The organism is Baaleninema simplex PCC 7105, assembly GCF_000332355.1.
GTDB lineage: Bacteria > Cyanobacteriota > Cyanobacteriia > Cyanobacteriales > Geitlerinemataceae > Baaleninema > Baaleninema simplex.
This window is the reverse complement of record NZ_KB235958.1, coordinates 2,057,939-2,076,891: the sequence shown is the minus strand read 5'-3', so window position 1 is coordinate 2,076,891 and position 18,953 is coordinate 2,057,939. Positions and strand designations below refer to the sequence as shown.

The window sequence follows — 18,953 nt, the reverse complement described above, 5'->3', positions numbered from 1 at the left end:
TAGGATTGACAAAAGACATAAAATCTGTATTGAGACTCGAGCCAGATCCCCGGCATCTTGGAGATGCCGGGGATCTCCGGCAACCATTTACCGATCTGGGATTTTGCGGCCAACCCTTTAATACGGCGATATCTGTTCTAACAAGGGTTTCAGGACTGTTCTGCACCACTAAGCCTCATCCCCTCATCCCTTCATCTCCTCACTGGTGACTGGTGACTGGTGACTGGCGACTGTTCTCTCCTCATCTGCGCTCGACCCACTCCGTCGCGGCTTCGACATCGAGGGGGTGAGAAACGAAATACCCTTGAGCGAAACGACAACCGAGTTCTTTGAGGCGATCGAATTGTTGGGGGGTTTCGATTCCTTCGGCGATCGCATCCATCCCGAGATGAGTCGCCAGGTTGAGAATCGCTTGGACAATGCCGAGATTCTCCGTCGGGCGACCGATGGGACTGACGAACGAGCGATCGATCTTTAAAGTGTTGACGGGGAACTGTTGCAAGTAACTCAAACAGGAGTAGCCCGTGCCGAAATCGTCGATACTCAATTGAATGCCACGATCGCGCAACTGGCACAACACCGCCATCGTCGCCTCGGAATTTCGCATCAACATACTTTCGGTCATTTCCAGTTTTAACGCGTCTCCCGGTAGTTGAGTGCGAGCCAATACGCGATCGACGCGAGCGAGAAATTCGGATTCTTCGAGTTGTTTTCCCGAAAGGTTGACGCTGACTTGTAACGGCGGCGATATCGAAGGATTGCCATGACGCCACCGTTGGAGTTGACGACAGGCTTCTTCTAAAATCCATTCCCCCAACGGCACGATCGCCCCTGTTTCTTCCGCCACAGAAATAAATTCCGTTGGAGACACGCGGCCGCGGGTGGGATGCTGCCAGCGCACTAACGCCTCGAACCCCGCTAACTGTCCGGTTTGTAAATACACGATCGGCTGGTAGACGACGCAAAACTCGCTCTCGAGACCCGATCGCGCGTGAGGAACGTTGCCGCGTCTCCCGAGGCGATCGACCGCTCGCCACAACTCCGACTCGAGCTGAAGTCGAGCCATCGCCCGCTCGTGCATGACGCGATCGAACACTTCATGACGGGCTTTCCCCCCTTCTTTAGCGCGATACATGGCGATATCGGCATCTCGCAACACGTCTTCGGGGCGCTCGTACCCCGTCGAACTCAAGGCGATCCCGATGCTGACCGTCGTAAACATGACGTGACCGTCGATATCGAACGGGGGAGACAGATGCTGTTGGATGCGCCGCGAAATGCGGGTGACTTCTTCGGGGTTATCGAGATCGTCGAGTAGGATCGTGAATTCGTCGCCGCCGAGTCGCGCGACGCTATCGGCAGCCCGCAGACACTCTTCGAGGCGACGGGCAATTTCCACGAGCAGGCGATCGCCGACGGCATGGCCGACACTTTCGTTAACGACCTTAAAGCGATCGAGGTCGAGGAACAAGACAGCAAACAAATACTTCGATCGCCGCTTGGCCCGTTGGATGGCTTGAGCGAGGCGATCGACGAACAGCGTCCGGTTGGGCAAGCCCGTCAGGGTGTCGTGAAGGGCATCGTAACGCAACTGTTCTTCAGCCCGTTTGCGATCGGTAATGTTGCGAACGATCGCGATCGTTTCGTCGTTGCCGATGGGCATCAGCCGACATTCATAATGTTGAATACCGTTGGGTATCCTCAGCTTGTATTCTAACGTCACGAGCTGCTGGGTCTGACAAACGCGATCGAGTGCGGCTTGAAAGCGCTCGGCAACCTCCGACGGAAACAAGTCTGCCAGACGGCGGTTTAAAAACGTTTCGGGGGGTAGATACAGCTCGACGGCGGTTCCCGCTTGGTAATCTAAAATCGTGCCGTCGCAGCAAGTTCGGAAAAACAAATCCGGCAGTGCCGCGAAAATCGCTTGAAGTTGGGCGTTCGTTTGACGAAGTTCTTCCTCGATCTGTTTGCGATCGGTAATATCGATCGCCGTCCCGAGAACTCGTTCGGGTTCGCCCGAGGCCGTGCGCGTCAAGATAACGTCCCATTGATGCAGCCAACGCCACTGACCTTCGTGGTTTTTCAGGCGAAATTCGCTCTCCAACACTTCTCCGTCTTCAGCCAACGCCAAGCGAGCGTAAAACGCCTCGATTTGGAGTCGATCGTCGGGGTGAACCCGCTCCATTAAAAGCGATTCTCCCGCCTCGTGCATTTCGTCGGCGCTCAGTCCGAAAAATTGGCAATTGTGGCGGTTGACATACAGGTTTCGCCGTTGCCGAACATCGAAAATATGGACGAAAGTAGGAGTTAGGTCGGCGATTTGTTCGGCCAGGCGTTGGCTCTCTCGTCGAGCGTCTTCAGCTTGGCGTCGGTCGGTAATGTCCCGTAAGAGAATGAGATAGGCAGGAACGCCGTCCCATTCAATGGTGTGGGTTTTCATTTGACTGACGTTCACCCGTCCGATTTCCGAGAGGGTTTCGAGTTCGGTAACGGCATTTCCAGTACCGGGAATGCCTAGCTCTCGTCCGAGCAGGGAGGAAATCGATCGCCCGAACAGAACGGCGGCGGCGGGGTTGGCAAAACGAACGATCCCCTGGAGATCGACGACGAGCAAACCGTCAGACATCGTTTGCACGAGGATACTCAGTTGTGTGTCTTGCGCTTGCAAGGCTCGTTCGGCTTGCCTCGAACGACTGACATCGACGCGAACTCGCAGAAATTCCCAGGATAGAGTATCTTCCAAGGAGATGAGGGTTTCGACGATCGCCCGTTCGCTTCCGTCTTCGCAGGACATTCGATAGTCGATGCTGGCGTTTTCGTGCCGAGCGATCGCTTGACGAACGGTTCGGACGACGCGATCGCGATCTTCGGGGCAGACGGTCTCGAACTCCTCCGTATCGCCGAAGGTCTCTCGCCAAAGACGGTTTTTAAAATCGGTGCGTCCGTCGCGATCGCTCAGCGCGATGGCGATGGGGAGGGCGTCGAGCAGACGGAGGCTCTCCGTGCGATCGCGGTGGGGTCGCCCCAGACGAGCGCGATCGCCCAACTGACGGACGACGTGGCGACAGGTCGAGACGATTTGTTCGAGAGACGGTCTTTTGGGGCGGTGATGGGTCATGGAGCTAAAGCGCGAACAGGAGGCGCGATCGCGATCGCGCCTCCGACGGAGTGCAGACAGTTCTTCGTCACAGCATCACTGCGATCGCACCAATTGCCAACACACGCGATCGCGTCCTTGGGATTTGGCTCGATACAGCGCTAAATCCGCCGCTGCCAAAGCATCGCTCGACGATAGCGATTTCCGCTCGTTGGGGACGAGGCTCGACAATCCCAAACTCACCGTGACGATATCTTCAATTCCAGCATTTTGGTGGGGAATCCGGAGCTGTCTTACGGCCGATCGCAACCGTTGAGCCACGCGAATCGCACCAGCGGCTTCTGTTTGGGGCAATACTACAGCGAACTCTTCTCCACCATATCGCGCCACGAGATCGCGTCGGTGCGTGACGGATTGTTGTAAGGCTCCGGCGACCTTCTGCAAACAGAGATCGCCCGCTTGATGGCCGTAGGTGTCGTTATAGGCTTTAAAGCGATCGACATCGATTAAAATCAACGATAGAGGTTGAGCGTGACGGGCGCAATAGTCCCACATTTGAGACCAGTATTCGTCGAAGCGGCGACGGTTGGCAAGCTCGGTCAACCCGTCGTGGTTCGCGCGATCTTGCAGTTCGACATTCGCCGCTTGCAAGGCGAGTTCCATCTGTTTTCGCTCGGTGATGTTGCGAACGGTGACCGTCAGACCGTTTCCGAGTTTGACGGCGACGACTTGCCACCAACCGCTCGAGCGAGGAGAGTCGTAGTACAGCTCTCGTTCGACGGACTGACCGGTTTCAACGACGGATACGAAATTCTCGAACAAGCCGATATCTCGATATTCTGGGAGAACGTCGAGCAACCGCCGACCGACGAGGTTAGTGGGGGTCGTTTCCACCGCCTGAGCGGCCACGGGATTGGCTACGAGCCATTGAAAGTCGATAATGTGTCCTCGGCGATCGCGCACGGCTCGAAATGCCGACACGCCGTCGATAGAACTGTTCAACACTCCCGATAGTAACGCCCGAGATTCCCGCAGTACGGCTTCGACTCGCTGGCGATCGCGAATTTCCCGTTCGAGTTGAATTTTTTGACGCTGTACGAGCAGTTGGTGTTCGACTCGCGCCAAGACTTCTTCGCTTTGAAAGGGTTTGGTGATGTAGTCGGCACCGCCGAGACGAAAGGCTTCAACTTTGTCGGAAATCGATTCGACGACGCTCAAAAACACGATCGGAACGTCTCGGGTGTGGTGGTTGTCTTTGAGGGCGCGACAGACCGCGTAACCGTCCATATCGGGCATTTTAATGTCCAACAGGACTAAATCGGGAGGTCGGGACAGGGCGGATTTTAAAGCGAGTTCCCCGCTTCGAGACACGCGCACGCGGTAACCTCGCGCCGACAGCATCTGGCGTAACAGCGTGAGGTTAGCAGGGGTATCGTCTACGACTAAGATGTCCGCCTGAATCGTTTTGGGGGTCGTTTGAGGTAAATCCACCGAGTTCATAGGCTGCGGTGCTTATCGCGATAAAACGAATAGATGAAAGGTCGCGTTCGGTCGAAGATTGGAGGGTTGCGATACCGTAGACCGAGCATTATCCCGTTTGAGTGAATTCGCGAGCGATTTTTTTGAAAATAAGCTTTGCTAAATCGATCGACGACATTTTGTTAAAAAACATTGTATTTCAAAATCTTGTAAAACGTGAAAAATTTTAAAAATAGTATAGTTCGAGGTTTTCAATCTCATTATATTTTATAGTGAGTGTATCTCCATGGATGTAAAAACACGAACCTCTGAGTAGGTTGGACTTCGGCAACGCTGCCGTCCACGGGTGGAACGGAGTGGAACCCAACAGCCGATCGATCGAGTAGGTCAGCTTGTCTCCGATGAATTTACATTTTTGAGATGCACCCTTTATAGTGTCACATAAATTCTCTAGAGCTTAGCATTCGGTAATTCGTCGTGTCGATTTGAAATCGCTCTTGTATATCCCAGCCATAGCCTATATTGTTAATACAGCATGAGTTACACGTCTACACCATTTGTAGGGTTTACATTGCCCACCGACCTCTCTATTTAGAGTAGTTTCGGTTGAACTACGTAAGTCTTATACAGTTAAAATTTAGGTTTAAAAAAAATCAAAATCTCAAATAATTAAATTCTAAAATTCTATTTATATAGTTTGTCATAGCGATATTTTTGAAACACTAAAAGCGATTAAAAACATTTTTGAGGTTTGATTTTTGAGTTTAATTGATATCGTAAAAAAACGACGATCGCAATATAGCAACCCTAAATCAGTTGTATAACAAAATTTAGACAAAAAGGGAATTGGGAACGGGAAATCAGATTTTTTCTGATATTTTAATGTTTGACGACTCATTTGAAACTGCTATATATTGATATTATTTTTTTGACAGTCGCGCACAACTAAACCACCTAAAATCGAGTTTTTTTGCCTCGTTCAAATTTGGTTGTTTGATAGTGAAATATAGTTTTACAGACAAAAAAATAAAACGATCGTTAGGCGATCGAACACTTTTATCTTACTTCATAAAACAACCTGCAATACAATAAATTTCAGGAAATTTTCGTTTTAGCTCCTCCAGTTTTTGAGAGAGATGTCTATTTTATTATATCAAAAACTATAAACGATCGCGAGATTGTAGTGTCGTCAGCCGCTCAGTTTTTACTAAATTCTCTTGCGAGCGCGAGAATCGAGTTAAACCCACTCGATTTTATGGTTTTATCGAATTATAAAGTTGGCGTTTCGACTGCGATCGCCCTATTCCCACGTTTTCGGCAACGACGACGAGGCCGAGTCCCTCACCTTACGAGACAACAGAAAATACGCGATCGTCTCCCCTTTTCCCTTCACATCAATTTTGCCTCGTCGCTCGAATTCAAAACGATCTTGCAGGCGATCGCGCACGGCCTCCGTAACTTGAATGCGGCCGGGAACACCGTTCGATTCCATACGAGAAGCTGTATTGACCGTATCTCCCCACAGATCGTAAGCGAACTTGCTCAAACCGATCGCCCCGGCCACCACCGGCCCCAAATGAATCCCCACGCGCAACTGCAACGGTTCCCCCGTTTCCTGACAAAACCGCTTGAGAGTCTCTTGCATCGCCAGCGCCAAATCGGCCATCGCCTCGATACTATCGGGACGGGGAACGGGAACGCCTCCGGCTACCATGTACGCATCGCCGATAGTTTTAATCTTTTCCAACCCGTACCGTTCGCAGAGGCGATCGAACTGACTGAAAATCCAGTTAAGAATTTCTACCACTTCCTTGGGAGTTTTGCGGGCGGCGAACTTCGTAAAACCTACCAAATCGGCGAACAAAATACTCGCCTCGTCGAAACTGTCGGCGATCGTTCCCTGACCCGTTTGCAAACGTTCGGCGATCGCGGTCGGCAAAATATTCGACAGCAGTTGTTCGGTTTGCTCTTTCTGAAACTTCAAGGCTTCCTGAGCGAGTTTGCGGGCGGTAATATCGGAGACGATCCCTTCGTAGTACAGCAAATTTCCCCGGTCGTCGCGGACGGCGCGGGCATTTTCAGAAATCCACAAGGCCGAGCGATCGCGGCAGTATACCAACGACTCGAAGTCCGAAACGACTCCCTCCCGTTCGATTTGTTCGACGAACTCGCGACGCCGTTGGGGATCGACGTAAATTTGGCGATCGATATTCTCGATCGCTGCCACGAGTTCCTCGGGGGAATCGTACCCGTACAGCCGCGCCAGTGCCGGATTGACGCTCAAATACCGTCCTGTCGGCGTCGATTGATAAATCCCCTCGGCGGCGTTTTCCACTAACCGACGGTAGCGTTCCTCTGTTTCCTTTAACTGACTCTCCATTTGTTTCTGACCGATAGCGGCTCCGAGTTGCAACGCCACCGATCCCACCAACTCAAGATTGCCAGAACAGTCTCCATCGCCCATCGAGCAACCGGTAAAGAGCAACACGGCCATCAATCCCTCTCGTTGCAACACGGGAACCGCCAACATCCCGCCGCTTCCTTTCGTCTCGTCGATTTCGGGACAGCGAGACTGCCACACGCGGCCGGGAAGTCCTTCGCCTTTGGCAACGGTCGCGCGATCGCCCTCGTCGGTCTCCCCTACGGACGAGCGATGAGGATCGAGAACGACACGACAGGTTCGCTCGAGTCTGACCCCCTCTGCATCGGGTTGCCAAGCTTGCGCCGCCGACGCGCCGATCGTATGTCCGATCGTCCGTAGGGTTGCCGTCAGCGCCTCTTCAACGGTAGATGCTCGTTCGATCGCCCGTGTCGCCAGCAACAACAATCCGAGTTCTTCTTCCATCCGACATCGGGCTTCGATTTCTCGGCCGAGGCGATCGTTCTGCTCTTGCAACGATACCTGCAACCCTCGCAACCGCACTTGATGGCGAATGCGGGCGAGTAACTCCGCCACTTCAAAGGGTTTAGTCACGTAATCAGCCCCACCGATATCGAAGGCTTTCACCTTGTCGAAGGTTTCGTGGAGGGCGCTCAAGAAGATGACCGGAACGTCGCGAGTGTGGGGATCGGCTTTTAACGCCTGACAGGTTTCCAAGCCGTCGAAGTCCGACATGAGAATATCGAGCAAAATCAGATCGGGCAGTTCTCGAGCGATCGTCTCGAGAGCTTCTCGACCGCTCGAGGCTACCTTCACCCTGTAGCCGTGTTGAGACAGCAGGTGTTGCAACAACCGGCGGTTCGTCGGGTCGTCGTCAACAACGAGTATTGTCGCAGGCTGAGCGGGTGAGGGAAAGCGAACCATTCAACAAACCCAGTCAAAGAAACGAGGACGGATTGCAACGGACTTTGAAACCGAGGATCGTGTAGCCGATCGCGAGTGTTCAAGTACCGGCTCAGCCCTTCCCCCGTGCGAGTTGCTTCAGAACGCCCCGTCCGAACGTCCGGCTTAGCAGTCCGGTTTTGAGGTCGCGTTTTTTTGACGGTCTCTCTTCAGGTCGCACTGCGGACGGACAACCGAAAGTAGACCCGATGTACCCCTGTGATAAGCGAGTGAGGGCTAACTGCAAGGTTAGCGCCTCTGCTCGAGACAACGCTTCCGGAGAGTCTGGACTCTATTACTACTTTATTCTGTGTCTTCGTTTCTCTGGTATTCTTCTGTCTGCGATCGCATAAAACCTTACAATTTGTAACGTCAAAACTCTTCTGTCGGGAACGCTGGCGATTGAAGTCTTCTCGGACTCGAAAGGTGAGATATCGTGGGGTTTGGCTACTGCGATCGAGTGCGAGGGATTGGAAAATTCGTCGGATCTCCAGCTTCGACTTTCGGGGTTGGCGTCGAACGCTTGAGTTGAACGTCGATCGTGCGAATGTGGTCGAGAAACCAATCGTACAGGTGGTGTCGAACGTTTTCGATTAAGGCAACGCTGACCCCCTCCCGCTGAAATCGATCTTCGAGCTTTTGTAGCGTCCGCCGCAGGTAAGTATGAGCGATACAGTTTTGTCGAGCCGCCGGACATTGATAGGCAACCATACATCGTTCTTCAAAGTGAAAGTGACTGTCGAAATAGAGTTCTAAAAATTTAAAAATGGCTTCGACTTGCCCATTACTTTTGTGTTGGTCAAGGGCTTCGAGTAGCAGGGATAATTGTTCGACGAGATGTCGGTGTTGGTTGTCGATCGACGGAATCCCCACTTCGAGAGATTCGTCCCAAGTAAATAGATGCATAGATTCACGCTTGGGAAACCCAGAAAATGGATGAATTGACTTGACGGTGGGGTAACTAGCAGTCGAGACAGCTTCGAGTGCTGACGATTCAGGGGTTTCTGTCGCCATGCTGAAGTTGACGTTGCGGTGTCTCTGTCCCGTGTTGTCGAAATTGCTGGAGTCTCGATCGCGTTGCATATGACGTTAGAGAACTTTTAACTTTAGGGGCTGAATTTTTTGGACTGAATCTTTTGGAAACAACCGAGCGATTTTCTGGGTCGCAAGTTCATCTCGATTCTAAACGGTACATCGCACAATTGAGAAGCAGGAAATGGTGTTGTCTCGCATCTGTTTTGAGACAATCCTTACAGGAACGAGATGTCAACTCGATCTAACAATTTGTTACAGTTTTCGTATTATTTTAAAGATCGAACTCGCGATCGCCAACCCTACTGGACTTACGCAATTAAACGTTAATCACACTAAATGTAGCGTAGAGTTGGCATTGCCCACCCTACAAATGGGGTGAATACGTAAGTCCTGCCTAAAAACTCGGAACTGCAACAAGGGTGAGTGGGTCGAGTCCCAGTTTTATCGTGTTCGAGTGGGATGCAATCTCAGACTCGAACGAGCGATCGCCGATCGCCCTTAAGTTTCCGTTTTTAAGTACAATTGAGGCGAGAAGTATTATATAGCAACCCTAAATCAGTTGTGTAACAAAATTGAGACAAAAAGGGAATCGGGAACGGGGAACGGGGAATCAGATTTTTTCGGGTGTTTTAATTTTTGACGACCCATTTGGGACTGCTATATAGCAGAATCATTTGAGTTGTGAACGATCTCTGTAGTTGGTATCGCCATGCTACAGGACTTTCAGATTACAGAATTTCACGAATCAGTTGGGCTGGCTATATTATATTGCGATCGCGGTGCGATCGCTCTGCCGAACGACGCCTTCTAGACACAACGAGTTTCTTACGATACGGATCGGCGTCTTTTTGCCAGTAAACGCGATGTCCTTGCAATTCGGCACAGTTGTCGTTCAAGCATTCTATCCACTGTTTTTGACGGCGAATTTTTTCTAAGTCGTCTAACAGTCCCCATTTTTCTTCTTGTCGTGTTAGCCGTTTAAATTTATCATATAAAGGATAATTTGGTGTTACAAACTGTTCTTTTTTATGCAAAACAAATGGGTTTTTATAATACGTATAATCGTAATACGTAACGTCTAATTCTTGTAGATCGATTTGTACGATGCGCCGAACGATTGGATGAGGATCTTCGTCGAAATCGGGACAAAACAAATAGGAAATCTTCGGACGTTGCGTGTGGAATTGAATTAACGTCGTGTCTTCCATGCGCCCGATGGTGCGACTGGCGCAACCTTCGTAAATTCGCAACAGCGGATCGAGGTCTTCAAAAGCACTGATATGCACCACCAACCCTCGCCGCGATCGCTGTCCGATAGGACTGTTGTTGCACAGTGTCGATAATCGGGATAAATCCCCTACCGAAAACAACATTAAATCGGCGGCGGCTAACGCTTGTTTGTAGCTGCCAAAAAAGGCGCGAATATCGTATTGCAACGTGCGATCGAGCTGTCCGAACCGGGGAAGATGGCGGAATTTCGTCAGCGCCAAATAAATCAACAACTCCTGACGGCGGCGTTCGGCGATGTCGTACCAATCCGATTCGTCCGTCGCCCACAATACCACCCGAAACGCACGCCGGAAACTTCCAAACACCTCGAGAATTTCCGTCTGTTCGTGTAACTCGTCTCCTCGGGGGAGTCGTCCGCGATCGCTGTAAAACTGCATCAGAGGTTCGAGGATTTCCCGATGTTCCTCGAACTGTTTCACCGAGACGCGAATTCGCGGTGTCGTCGATCGCGATCGAAACCGAGACAGACGAAACTGTTCCCCGCGATCGATATCCCGAAACACCGCGTAAACCCCCAATCCCAGGGGAATCGAATCCACCCCGAGAACGCTGTCGATATAGACTTTCAGTTCTTCCTGTTCGTAATATTTCTGAAACGTGCGCCGTCGCGTCACCACCCCGTCGCCATACGCCAGTTGTCCCGCATCGCGATCGCGAATCGCCACTTGCGCCGACACCACCAACACCTCTCGCGTCAACTCCCACGCCTTCACCAAAGCTTCCCGACGTTCGGCGGGTTCTTCAATGACGTTAATCACGTACCCCAAATTCACCACGTCGGCGGCTTCGATGGGATTGTCTGGCGCATAATAGGGATCCCATCCGTGACTGACAATTTCTTGTTGTGCGATGCGATCGACATCGCCGCCGTACCCGCATCCGTAATCAAAAAAGCTCTTCTCTGGCGGTAGCAACCCCGCTTGTAACGCCAATTTGACCGGACGAGACAAATCGTGACGGACGATAGCAGCGCGATGGCGATCGATCTTGGGCTTAACGAGATTTCCCTCGCTGTCGTGGCGGCGAACCACCGTGTAATCGCGAATTTCGACCCCCGCTTCCTGCAAACATTTTTCCCAACCCGCCAGGGTTCCGATGTGGCGTCGTTTATCGAGGAGTCCGAAGCGTTCCTCTTGTTTCGTCAAACGCACGAAATCCTCGTAACCGGGATAATCTGGCGTGACGAAGGTTTCCTTCCGGTGCAGAACTGGAGGATTTTCGGTAATTTGATAAGTGCGGCGATCGACGCTGCGATGGTGGAGGTTGACGCGAATACTGCTGTGAAGGACTGGATGGGGTTCGCTGTCGAATTCCGGGTAAGCCAGATAAGAGAGTTTCGGATGTTCGAGGGAAAACTTCACCAGTGTTGCACCGTCTAAATCGTCGAGGAGACTTCTGGCGCAGGCTTCGTAAAGACGCAGGGGAAGCGATAAGTTCTCGACGGCGCACCAGTGAACGTAAAGTGCGGCGGGAAGGTGTTTTCCGAGGGGGCTGTCGTTGCAACAGGCGACGATGCGATCGTGGGGGAGGCGATCGAGGATGTCCTCAAGGCTTTCAGGGCGCGTGTCGAATAGCCCCGCGTCGAGAGCGAGGGAAATCAGAGAATCGAGATAGTCCGGTAAAGTGGCGTTGACGGTCATCGCACTTCTGGGACGAGATTTTTCTCATTTTATAGTCAGATTTCCCAAGTTCCCAGATTTCTCTCGAATTTTACTCCCTCTGTGTCTGATGTGGTGCAATTTTTGAAACCTCAGCGGTGCGTGACGATTTCTCGGTCTCACGATCGACACCCGATTTTTCAAGTCACGCACCCTTGTATGTTGGCGGTGTACGTTGTCGGTGCGTGACGATTTCTCGGTCTCACGATCGACACCCGATTTTTCAAGTCACGCACCCTTGTATGTTGGCGGTGTACGTTGTCGGTGCGTGACGATTTCTCGGTCTCACGATCGACACCCGATTTTTCAAGTCACGCACCCTACGGCTTAACCCATCGCATCTCTCAACGCATTTTGCGTCATGGCTGCAATGGTTTGGTCGCTGGCTTTCGGAAGGTGATAATACTTCCCACCCGCTTGCTTGGCCAGTTCCTTCGCGAATCCCGTCGAAACAAACTTGCTTTCAGTGTCGATCACGAGAAGCTGAATGCTCAAGGCGCGAATTTTTCCGGCGATTTCCAGCAACTCTTTCTTAATATCCGGTTTTTCCCCCGGTTCCATCGGTTCTCCGAGCGATCGCGCCAAGGGAATATTTCCCCGTCCGTCCGTAATGGCCACGATCGCAGCCTGACCCACATCTCCCGACTGCTGGGCGTTCACGCACACTCGAACCGCCTGCGTCAACCCGTGGGCCAAGGGCGAACCGCCGCCGCAGGGAAGCCGTTCCAACCGTCGCCGCGCCTGAGTAATCGATCGCGTCGGGGGTAACAACACCTCGGCTTGTTCCCCACGGAACGGAATCAACGACACTTGGTCGCGACTCTGATACGCTTCCGTCAGCAGTTGCATCACCGCACCTTTCGCCGACTGCATTCGATTCAACGCCATCGACCCGGAAGCGTCCACCAGGAACACCACCAACGCCCCAGCTTTGCGAACCAACCGTTTCGATCGCAAATCGGACTGTTCCACGATGACGCGGCGACCCGGATTCCGCAACCGTCGCGACTTCTGATAGGGTGCAGCCGCCCGCAACGTGGCATCGACTGCCACGCGAGACACTTTCCCTTGAGGTAACATCGGTTTGATATAGCGTCCGCGATCGTCGGAGAAAATCAAACTGCGGCTTCCCGATTTCCCAACCCGCTGCATCGATTGGGAAAAATACAGCACTTCCGGGTCGAGAATCGCCCCTTCCGGGTCGAAAATAAACTCTTCAGGAATGTCCGGCGTTTGGTCTTCCGGTCGATCTTCCTCTTGTTGGTCGTCCTCGTCCTGCTGGTCTTCCTCTTGCTGGTCGTCCTGCTGTTCGTCTTCCGGGGGGTTAGACTCCGGCGGCGGGGGAGGCGGCGGCGGTTCCTCTTCCGGCGGCGTCTGAATCACGGTCGATCGCGGAACGATGACCAATTCTACAGCCCGGCGCAAATCGTCGGCGTTGACTTCCGTGCGTCCGTCCAAGGCGGCGGCGGCTTTGGCCACGCGCACGGCGAACAGTTCGGCGCGATGTCCCTGGACTACGCCGCGAATGGCTTCGTTGACGAGATATTCGACCTGTTCCGGTTTGATGCGAACGTCTTTCAACCATTCTCGCGCCAGGAGAATTTGGGTTTTCAAGCCGTCGAGGTCTTCATCGAATTGCTTGAGGAAGTGTTCGGGGGATTTGGCGTAATCTAACACGCGATCGACCGCCGCCACGCGCATATCGAGTCCCAGCACTTGGTCGGCGGAGAGGGTAATGGCGATGCGATCGAGCAAATGTTCCCGCAGCGGTCCTTCGTCGGGGTTGTAGGTTGCAATCAACAACGGCTGACAGGGATGTTGGAAGCTAATCCCTTCCCGTTCGATTTGGTTTCGGCCTTCTGTGAGGACGTTCAGCAGCAGGTTCGCCACCTGGTCGTCGAGAAGGTTGATTTCGTCCACGTAGAGGACGCCGCGATGAGCCTGCGCCAGCAGTCCCGGTTGAAACACCGGCTGTCCCTGTTTGACGGACTGTTCTACATCCACCGACCCCAGAAGCCGGTCTTCCGTGACGTTGAGGGGAATTTGCACGAAGGGCGTCGGGATAACGCGGGTGGGAACCTCGGGCATTTCGGCACTGCTGCCGTTGGTCTGATTTCCGTAGAGTTCGATCGCGCGATCGTCCCACTCTTCGGGTTTGTTGGGGTCGCAGTTACTGAGGGAGTCTGCGACGACTTCGATGGGGGGCAGTAAGGCGTGAAGGGCGCGAGCCATGACGGATTTAGCGGTTCCGCGACGGCCGGACACGGCCACGCCGCCCAAACCGGGATCGATGGCGGACAGGAGCAGAGCCAGTTTGATGGCTTCCTGTCCCACAATGGCGGTGAGGGGAAACGAGATTGGAGTGGGTGCGATGGAGGTCGCTGACATCTGTTATGTGCGATCGGATTTTCTTAAACTGTTTGATTCGATCGTACACTGTTATTCAGTCCCCAGTCATCAATAATCGGTTAAAGTACCCCATGACACAGGCGGGAAACCGCAGTTGGGGCGCTACCGCCAAGGCGATCGCCTAGAATTTTCGGGTTGCCGATTGTTAAACCACTCTATTAGGCAAAAAATACGGTTTTTTGTGAAATTTTAAAATTAATGTATTCTCTATTTTTTTATGTTCAACAAAAGGCTCGATCGCTAAATTTAAAATAGTTCTTGTAATACCCATTAAATTGGAATATTTTAGAATTCGATCGAAGCGAACTTGAAGAGGCTGCAATGTTACAATCTTTTCAAATCAAAAATTTTAGACTATTTAAAAGTTTAAATATAGATAAACTCAATCGCATCAATTTAATTGTCGGAAAAAACAATGCCGGAAAAAGTGCATTTTTAGAAGCCATTCAGCTTTATATCAGCAATGCAGATCCTTTAGTTTTGCTAGACTTGATAAAATCAAGACAAGAAACCTGGATAAGCGAAGCTCAAATTCCCTCTCAAAATTTTACAGATACTTCGATTCGACATCTCTTTTCTGGCCATAAGCTGCCGCTAATCGGAGAGCCAGGAATTTTGCTTGGAGAAATCAATTCAGAGACCCAGCTACATATTGCAACAGCAGCTTATCAAAGTAGAAATGATAACGAAGTAACAATCAAAAGAAAAATCGAGGCTTCCGAATTACAGTTAACTCTATTTGACGAATATTCGATCGAGATTTTTCTAGTTGCAGAAGAAAGTAACAAAACCAGAAGACTTTTTAGATTAGACAGAGACATTCGAGAAATTCGACCTTACGGATATCGGGTAAGTTCTCGAGTGATATCTCATAGTCAAGAGTCCGATATAAAATCTACATGGCAACTCGTCTCAACCGAAAATATATCTGAACGAAAGCTTGCGGCGCTTTGGGATTTAACGAGCTTGACTGATTTAGAAAATGAAGTAATATCCGCACTGAGACTAATTGAAAATCGAGTTTCGGGAATTGCTTTTGTTGAAGATGTCAGTCAAAATCGCTCTGATAAAAATCGAATTCCACTCGTAAAAATTGCAGGAAGAGCAGAGCCTTTACCTCTTAAAAGTATGGGAGATGGAATGACTCGTTTGTTTAATATAATTCTGGCTTTAGTTAATGCAAAAAATGGAATACTTTTAATTGATGAGTTTGAAAATGGTTTGCACTGGAGCGTTCAGCCCAAGGTTTGGGACATCGTGTTTCAACTCTCTAAAAAACTTGACGTTCAAGTTTTTGCAACAACCCATAGTCGTGATTGTGTTGAAGGATTCGATCGCGCTTGGAATCAATATCCAGAGCTTGGAGCTTTCTTTAGACTCGATATAAAAAATGGAGATATCAGAGCAACAGAATATACATCAGAAACGCTCACGGATGCCATGGAAATGGATGTTGAGGTTCGGTGAGTAGTATGGCAGATATCTGCAAACAAGATACAGAAAAAGTGTTGTTGGTTGAAGGAACTAATGATTGTCATGTCGTCATGGCTCTATGTGAGACTCATAATGTTCCTGAAACATTTGGAATTTATCAATGTGGTTCTGACAATGGAGTATTGAAGCGACTCAATGCTCTAATAGTACGCCCCAATCCTCCCAAAGTTATAGGTGTTATGCTTGACGCTGATAAACCTTCTGTTGACTCGGTTAGAGGGAGGTGGGAGAGTATCAAAAGTAAATTAAGAAACAATAATCATCGCTACGATTTGGATGTCAATCCAGATATTAACGGAACAATAGTCGAGCGTATTGAAGATAAACCTAAGCTAGGATTTTGGTTGATGCCAAACAATCAAGATTCGGGGATGTTAGAAGACTTTTGTGCAGAACTAGCCGAACCTAAATCTTTACAATTTGCCCGAGAATCAGTTCGAGAAGCAAAAAACAGAAATATGACGACTTTTAAAGAAGTACATTATAGTAAAGCTGTAATTCATACCTATTTAGCTTGGCATGACGAGCCGGGATATCCTTTAGGAAAAGCAATTACTCGACAATCTCTTCGTCCTCATACATATCTTGCTGAAAAATTCACAAATTGGTTAACACGATTGTTTGAATAAAGTCTATGGCAACCTTAAACGGTTAAGATTCCCGGCATTTTTTTCAGTGAAGAGTGAAGAGTGAAGACAGTAAACAGTTTTTCCCTCCTCATTCCCTCATCACCGCTCCAGCGGTAGGAAAATCGTCAATTCTTCTCCCTGCTGGGGACGGTTGCGGACGATGAGTTTACCGCCGAGGGCGTGAAAGAGGTTTTTCGTCGCTGACAAGTTAAGACTGATGTTTCCGGTTTCGGGTTGGAAGTTGAGGAGTTGACCGATCGACTTCAAGGGTGCGTTGGTGGCACAACTGGAATTGGTTTGGGTTTGGGAACTGGCTTTGAGTTGTAACTTCAGTTGGTGTCCGGCGAGCATGACTTTGACCTGTACGTAACTTCCGAGCGGAAGCTGACTGGTAAAGCGATCGACGGTTCCGGTCAACACGCGATCGAGTAGGTTGGGATCGCTGATGACTTGGGGCATTTTCTGCGGTAGCAGTACGTCTAGTTTCAGACTGCGACGGCTGGCTTGTTTCTGCCAGCGGGGAATGCAACTGTTGACCACGTCGGCCAGAGATGTGGTTGTCAGTTGAACTCGATGCTGAGGTTTGCAGGTTTCGAGTTCGACGGCTTTAAAAATTAATCCGAAGCGATCGATCTGTTCGCTACATTCGCGATCGATACTTTCTAGCCACCGCAGCACGTCGGGGGCTAAGTCCTTCCGCTTCAGCAACATCTTCGTAAACGTGCGGATGGTACTTAACGGCGTGCGGACTTCGTGGGCGATCGCTTGTAACAGTTCCACATCGGGGGCAAAGGCCGCCGCCGACCCTGAATCGGAGGACACGTTCACGCGAAACGCGGTCTGAAATTGCGCCCATCGTTCGCGTTGGGGTTTCGCCGCGTCGCGGTTTTGTCGAACCTGACGCGTGCTTGAAGATACCCGTCGTTCTTCAGTGGTATCGGGGTCGGGAAGCGTCTGCAACACGGCTTCGCTAAATTGCATGACGGTTTTGTAGTGGGGTTCGACGGGGGCGAAGCGTTCGACGAGGCCGTCGAGGTTGGCGATCGCGTCGGGATGGGTGGTGTGAAGTTGTTGTCGCAGGGCTTGCCAAGCGCGATCGACGACGTGCGGGTCGAAGGAAAACTGAAACACGGGCGCACCCGTTTCGTCGGTTCCTCGTACCATAACGAGGCTGAAATGGGTGGCGAAGGTCAAACAGAACTGTTCGCGAGTCAGGGGGTCGTCTTTCGGGAGAGATAGGGTGTTGAGGTGAGACGAGAGGTGAGTGGCCGTGTTGGGAGTGGCACTCGGTAGGCAGTAGTGCGATCGCGAGGCCGCGTCGTCCGTTCCAGTTGGAGAAATCGTCCAGGTGGAGAAGCGATCGAGGAGGTCTGCGTTGCAGAGAATCGGCGTCGGTGCAGACAGAACGCAACCCGACGGCATGGAGTCCGTCTGGCCATCGCCTCGACAGATGGGATTTAACAGTGCGTTGAGGGCGTCTACGGCAGCCCGCCATTGACGGTCGGCGTGTCGGGCGCTACGACACTCAGGACGCCCCAGACTCAGGCGATCGCTTTGACTCAATAGTTGACTGAACGTGGGTAGACGGAACAACTTCACGACAACTCCATTCTTGGATCGATATGCGGCGATCGGATGAATTGACAATCTCGACATTGCAAGAGAATTTGCAATGTCGGTATTACTAGGGTATCCCGAAGGGAGCTTGGGATACGTCGCACCAACCGAACCAAATTAAGGGCAATATCCGCATCGAACGCACCCGTTGTCCTCGATCGCTTCTCGATCGGGACGATACGATACTGTACGAGTCTGTCGGCGATCGCTTTCCACGACCGGATATCTCGAGACGCGTTTCGTTTCGAGGATCTGCTAGGTCGCAACGATGCTGTTGTCTTGCCCGTAGGCTTGCCACGCTAAATCGACTAAGCTGTTGAGGATGGCGACGGCCACGACGGCGGAACCTTTGCGTCCGGCACTGCGAATGTGAGGGACGCGGGAATCGTTCAACCGCTCTTTGAGAACGTCAACCCCCATAAATCCGGCTGGAGTACTCACCACCAACGCAGGACGGATAGATTCGGTTTCGATTAACTCCACGAGGGAGGTTAATGCGGTTTGAGACTGACCGATGACGAAGATGCCTTCGGGATAGCGTCGCGCCAAGGTTTCGATGCCCCAAGCCGCCCGCGTTTTTTCTTTTTGAGGCCGGGTGAGGGCCTCCATACTGCAATAGACGGGGTTGGCAAAGGTGTCCATGATGTTGGGGGTGATGCCCACTTGCACCATGGGAACGTCTACAACGATGGTCGTTCGGGCGGCTAGGGCAGCTGCACCTTCTTGCAGTGCGGTTTCGGAAAAACGGATTAGGTTTTTGTATTCAAAGTCAGCGGTTTCGTAAACCACTTGACGCACGATGTGATATTCGGCCGGTGAAAATTCACGATCGCCGAATTCGCGATCGACGACACCGAGTCCTTGAGCTTCTGTAATATGCCACTCCATAGGGTTGGGACGCCACGAACGGATTGAAAAGTCGC

The 18,953-nt window shown here is 51.3% G+C and carries 10 protein-coding genes; 2 read left to right on the top strand and 8 right to left on the bottom strand.

Annotation, left to right across the window (positions count from 1 at the left end):
* Window positions 1-241: 241 nt before the first annotated feature.
* The 6 genes from GEI7105_RS30085 to bchD form a co-directional block, all read right to left on the bottom strand.
* Entirely contained in the window at window positions 242-3,118 is a 2,877-nt protein-coding gene (locus GEI7105_RS30085) for a sensor domain-containing protein (RefSeq protein WP_017660578.1), read from the bottom strand.
* A 75-nt stretch (window positions 3,119-3,193) separates the two neighbouring features.
* Entirely contained in the window at window positions 3,194-4,597 is a 1,404-nt protein-coding gene (locus GEI7105_RS0111320; RefSeq protein ID WP_017660577.1) for a diguanylate cyclase domain-containing protein, read from the bottom strand.
* A gap of 1,279 nt (window positions 4,598-5,876) precedes the next feature.
* A complete protein-coding gene (locus GEI7105_RS30080) occupies window positions 5,877-7,880 on the bottom strand; it encodes an adenylate/guanylate cyclase domain-containing protein (RefSeq protein WP_017660576.1) in 2,004 nt (667 codons plus the stop codon).
* A 465-nt stretch (window positions 7,881-8,345) separates the two neighbouring features.
* A complete protein-coding gene (locus GEI7105_RS33385) occupies window positions 8,346-8,981 on the bottom strand; it encodes a bacteriohemerythrin (RefSeq protein WP_017660575.1) in 636 nt (211 codons plus the stop codon).
* 710 nt (window positions 8,982-9,691) lie between these two features.
* Complete coding sequence (locus GEI7105_RS0111295) at window positions 9,692-11,863, bottom strand: DNA phosphorothioation-associated putative methyltransferase (protein ID WP_017660573.1); 2,172 nt, start codon at window positions 11,861-11,863, stop codon at window positions 9,692-9,694.
* A 345-nt stretch (window positions 11,864-12,208) separates the two neighbouring features.
* Window positions 12,209-14,269 carry a magnesium chelatase ATPase subunit D gene (gene bchD, locus GEI7105_RS0111290; RefSeq protein WP_017660572.1) on the bottom strand — a complete coding sequence of 687 codons (2,061 nt, stop codon included), beginning with the start codon at window positions 14,267-14,269 and terminating at the stop codon, window positions 12,209-12,211.
* A gap of 342 nt (window positions 14,270-14,611) precedes the next feature.
* Between bchD and GEI7105_RS0111280 the strand changes: the two genes are divergently transcribed.
* Both GEI7105_RS0111280 and GEI7105_RS0111275 read left to right on the top strand, forming a co-directional pair.
* Complete coding sequence (locus tag GEI7105_RS0111280; protein WP_017660570.1) at window positions 14,612-15,757, top strand: AAA family ATPase; 1,146 nt, start codon at window positions 14,612-14,614, stop codon at window positions 15,755-15,757.
* Between the two features lie 5 nt (window positions 15,758-15,762).
* Window positions 15,763-16,413: a DUF3226 domain-containing protein gene (locus GEI7105_RS0111275; RefSeq protein ID WP_026097589.1), complete on the top strand. Its 651-nt coding sequence runs from the start codon at window positions 15,763-15,765 to the stop codon at window positions 16,411-16,413.
* A 99-nt stretch (window positions 16,414-16,512) separates the two neighbouring features.
* Here the strand turns inward: GEI7105_RS0111275 and GEI7105_RS0111270 are convergent, their stop codons facing one another.
* Together GEI7105_RS0111270 and GEI7105_RS0111265 are read right to left on the bottom strand one after the other, a co-directional pair.
* Window positions 16,513-18,012 (bottom strand): sensor histidine kinase, encoded by a 1,500-nt coding sequence (locus tag GEI7105_RS0111270; RefSeq protein WP_017660568.1) that lies wholly within the window; start codon window positions 18,010-18,012, stop codon window positions 16,513-16,515.
* Between the two features lie 273 nt (window positions 18,013-18,285).
* Window positions 18,286-18,918, bottom strand: coding sequence for a precorrin-8X methylmutase (locus GEI7105_RS0111265; RefSeq protein ID WP_017660567.1), 633 nt, complete (start codon window positions 18,916-18,918; stop codon window positions 18,286-18,288).
* Window positions 18,919-18,953: the final 35 nt, after the last annotated feature.

What these genes read in the sequence shown, in the direction of transcription:
- bchD (WP_017660572.1), bottom strand. Translation starts at nt 14,269, where the DNA reads ATGTCAGCGACCTCCATCGCACCCACTCCAATCTCGTTTCCCCTCACC.
- GEI7105_RS0111295 (WP_017660573.1), bottom strand. Translation starts at nt 11,863, where the DNA reads ATGACCGTCAACGCCACTTTACCGGACTATCTCGATTCTCTGATTTCC.
- GEI7105_RS30080 (WP_017660576.1), bottom strand. Translation starts at nt 7,880, where the DNA reads ATGGTTCGCTTTCCCTCACCCGCTCAGCCTGCGACAATACTCGTTGTT.
- GEI7105_RS33385 (WP_017660575.1), bottom strand. Translation starts at nt 8,981, where the DNA reads ATGCAACGCGATCGAGACTCCAGCAATTTCGACAACACGGGACAGAGA.
- GEI7105_RS0111265 (WP_017660567.1), bottom strand. Translation starts at nt 18,918, where the DNA reads ATGGAGTGGCATATTACAGAAGCTCAAGGACTCGGTGTCGTCGATCGC.
- GEI7105_RS30085 (WP_017660578.1), bottom strand. Translation starts at nt 3,118, where the DNA reads ATGACCCATCACCGCCCCAAAAGACCGTCTCTCGAACAAATCGTCTCG.
- GEI7105_RS0111280 (WP_017660570.1), top strand. Translation starts at nt 14,612, where the DNA reads ATGTTACAATCTTTTCAAATCAAAAATTTTAGACTATTTAAAAGTTTA.
- GEI7105_RS0111320 (WP_017660577.1), bottom strand. Translation starts at nt 4,597, where the DNA reads ATGAACTCGGTGGATTTACCTCAAACGACCCCCAAAACGATTCAGGCG.
- GEI7105_RS0111275 (WP_026097589.1), top strand. Translation starts at nt 15,763, where the DNA reads ATGGCAGATATCTGCAAACAAGATACAGAAAAAGTGTTGTTGGTTGAA.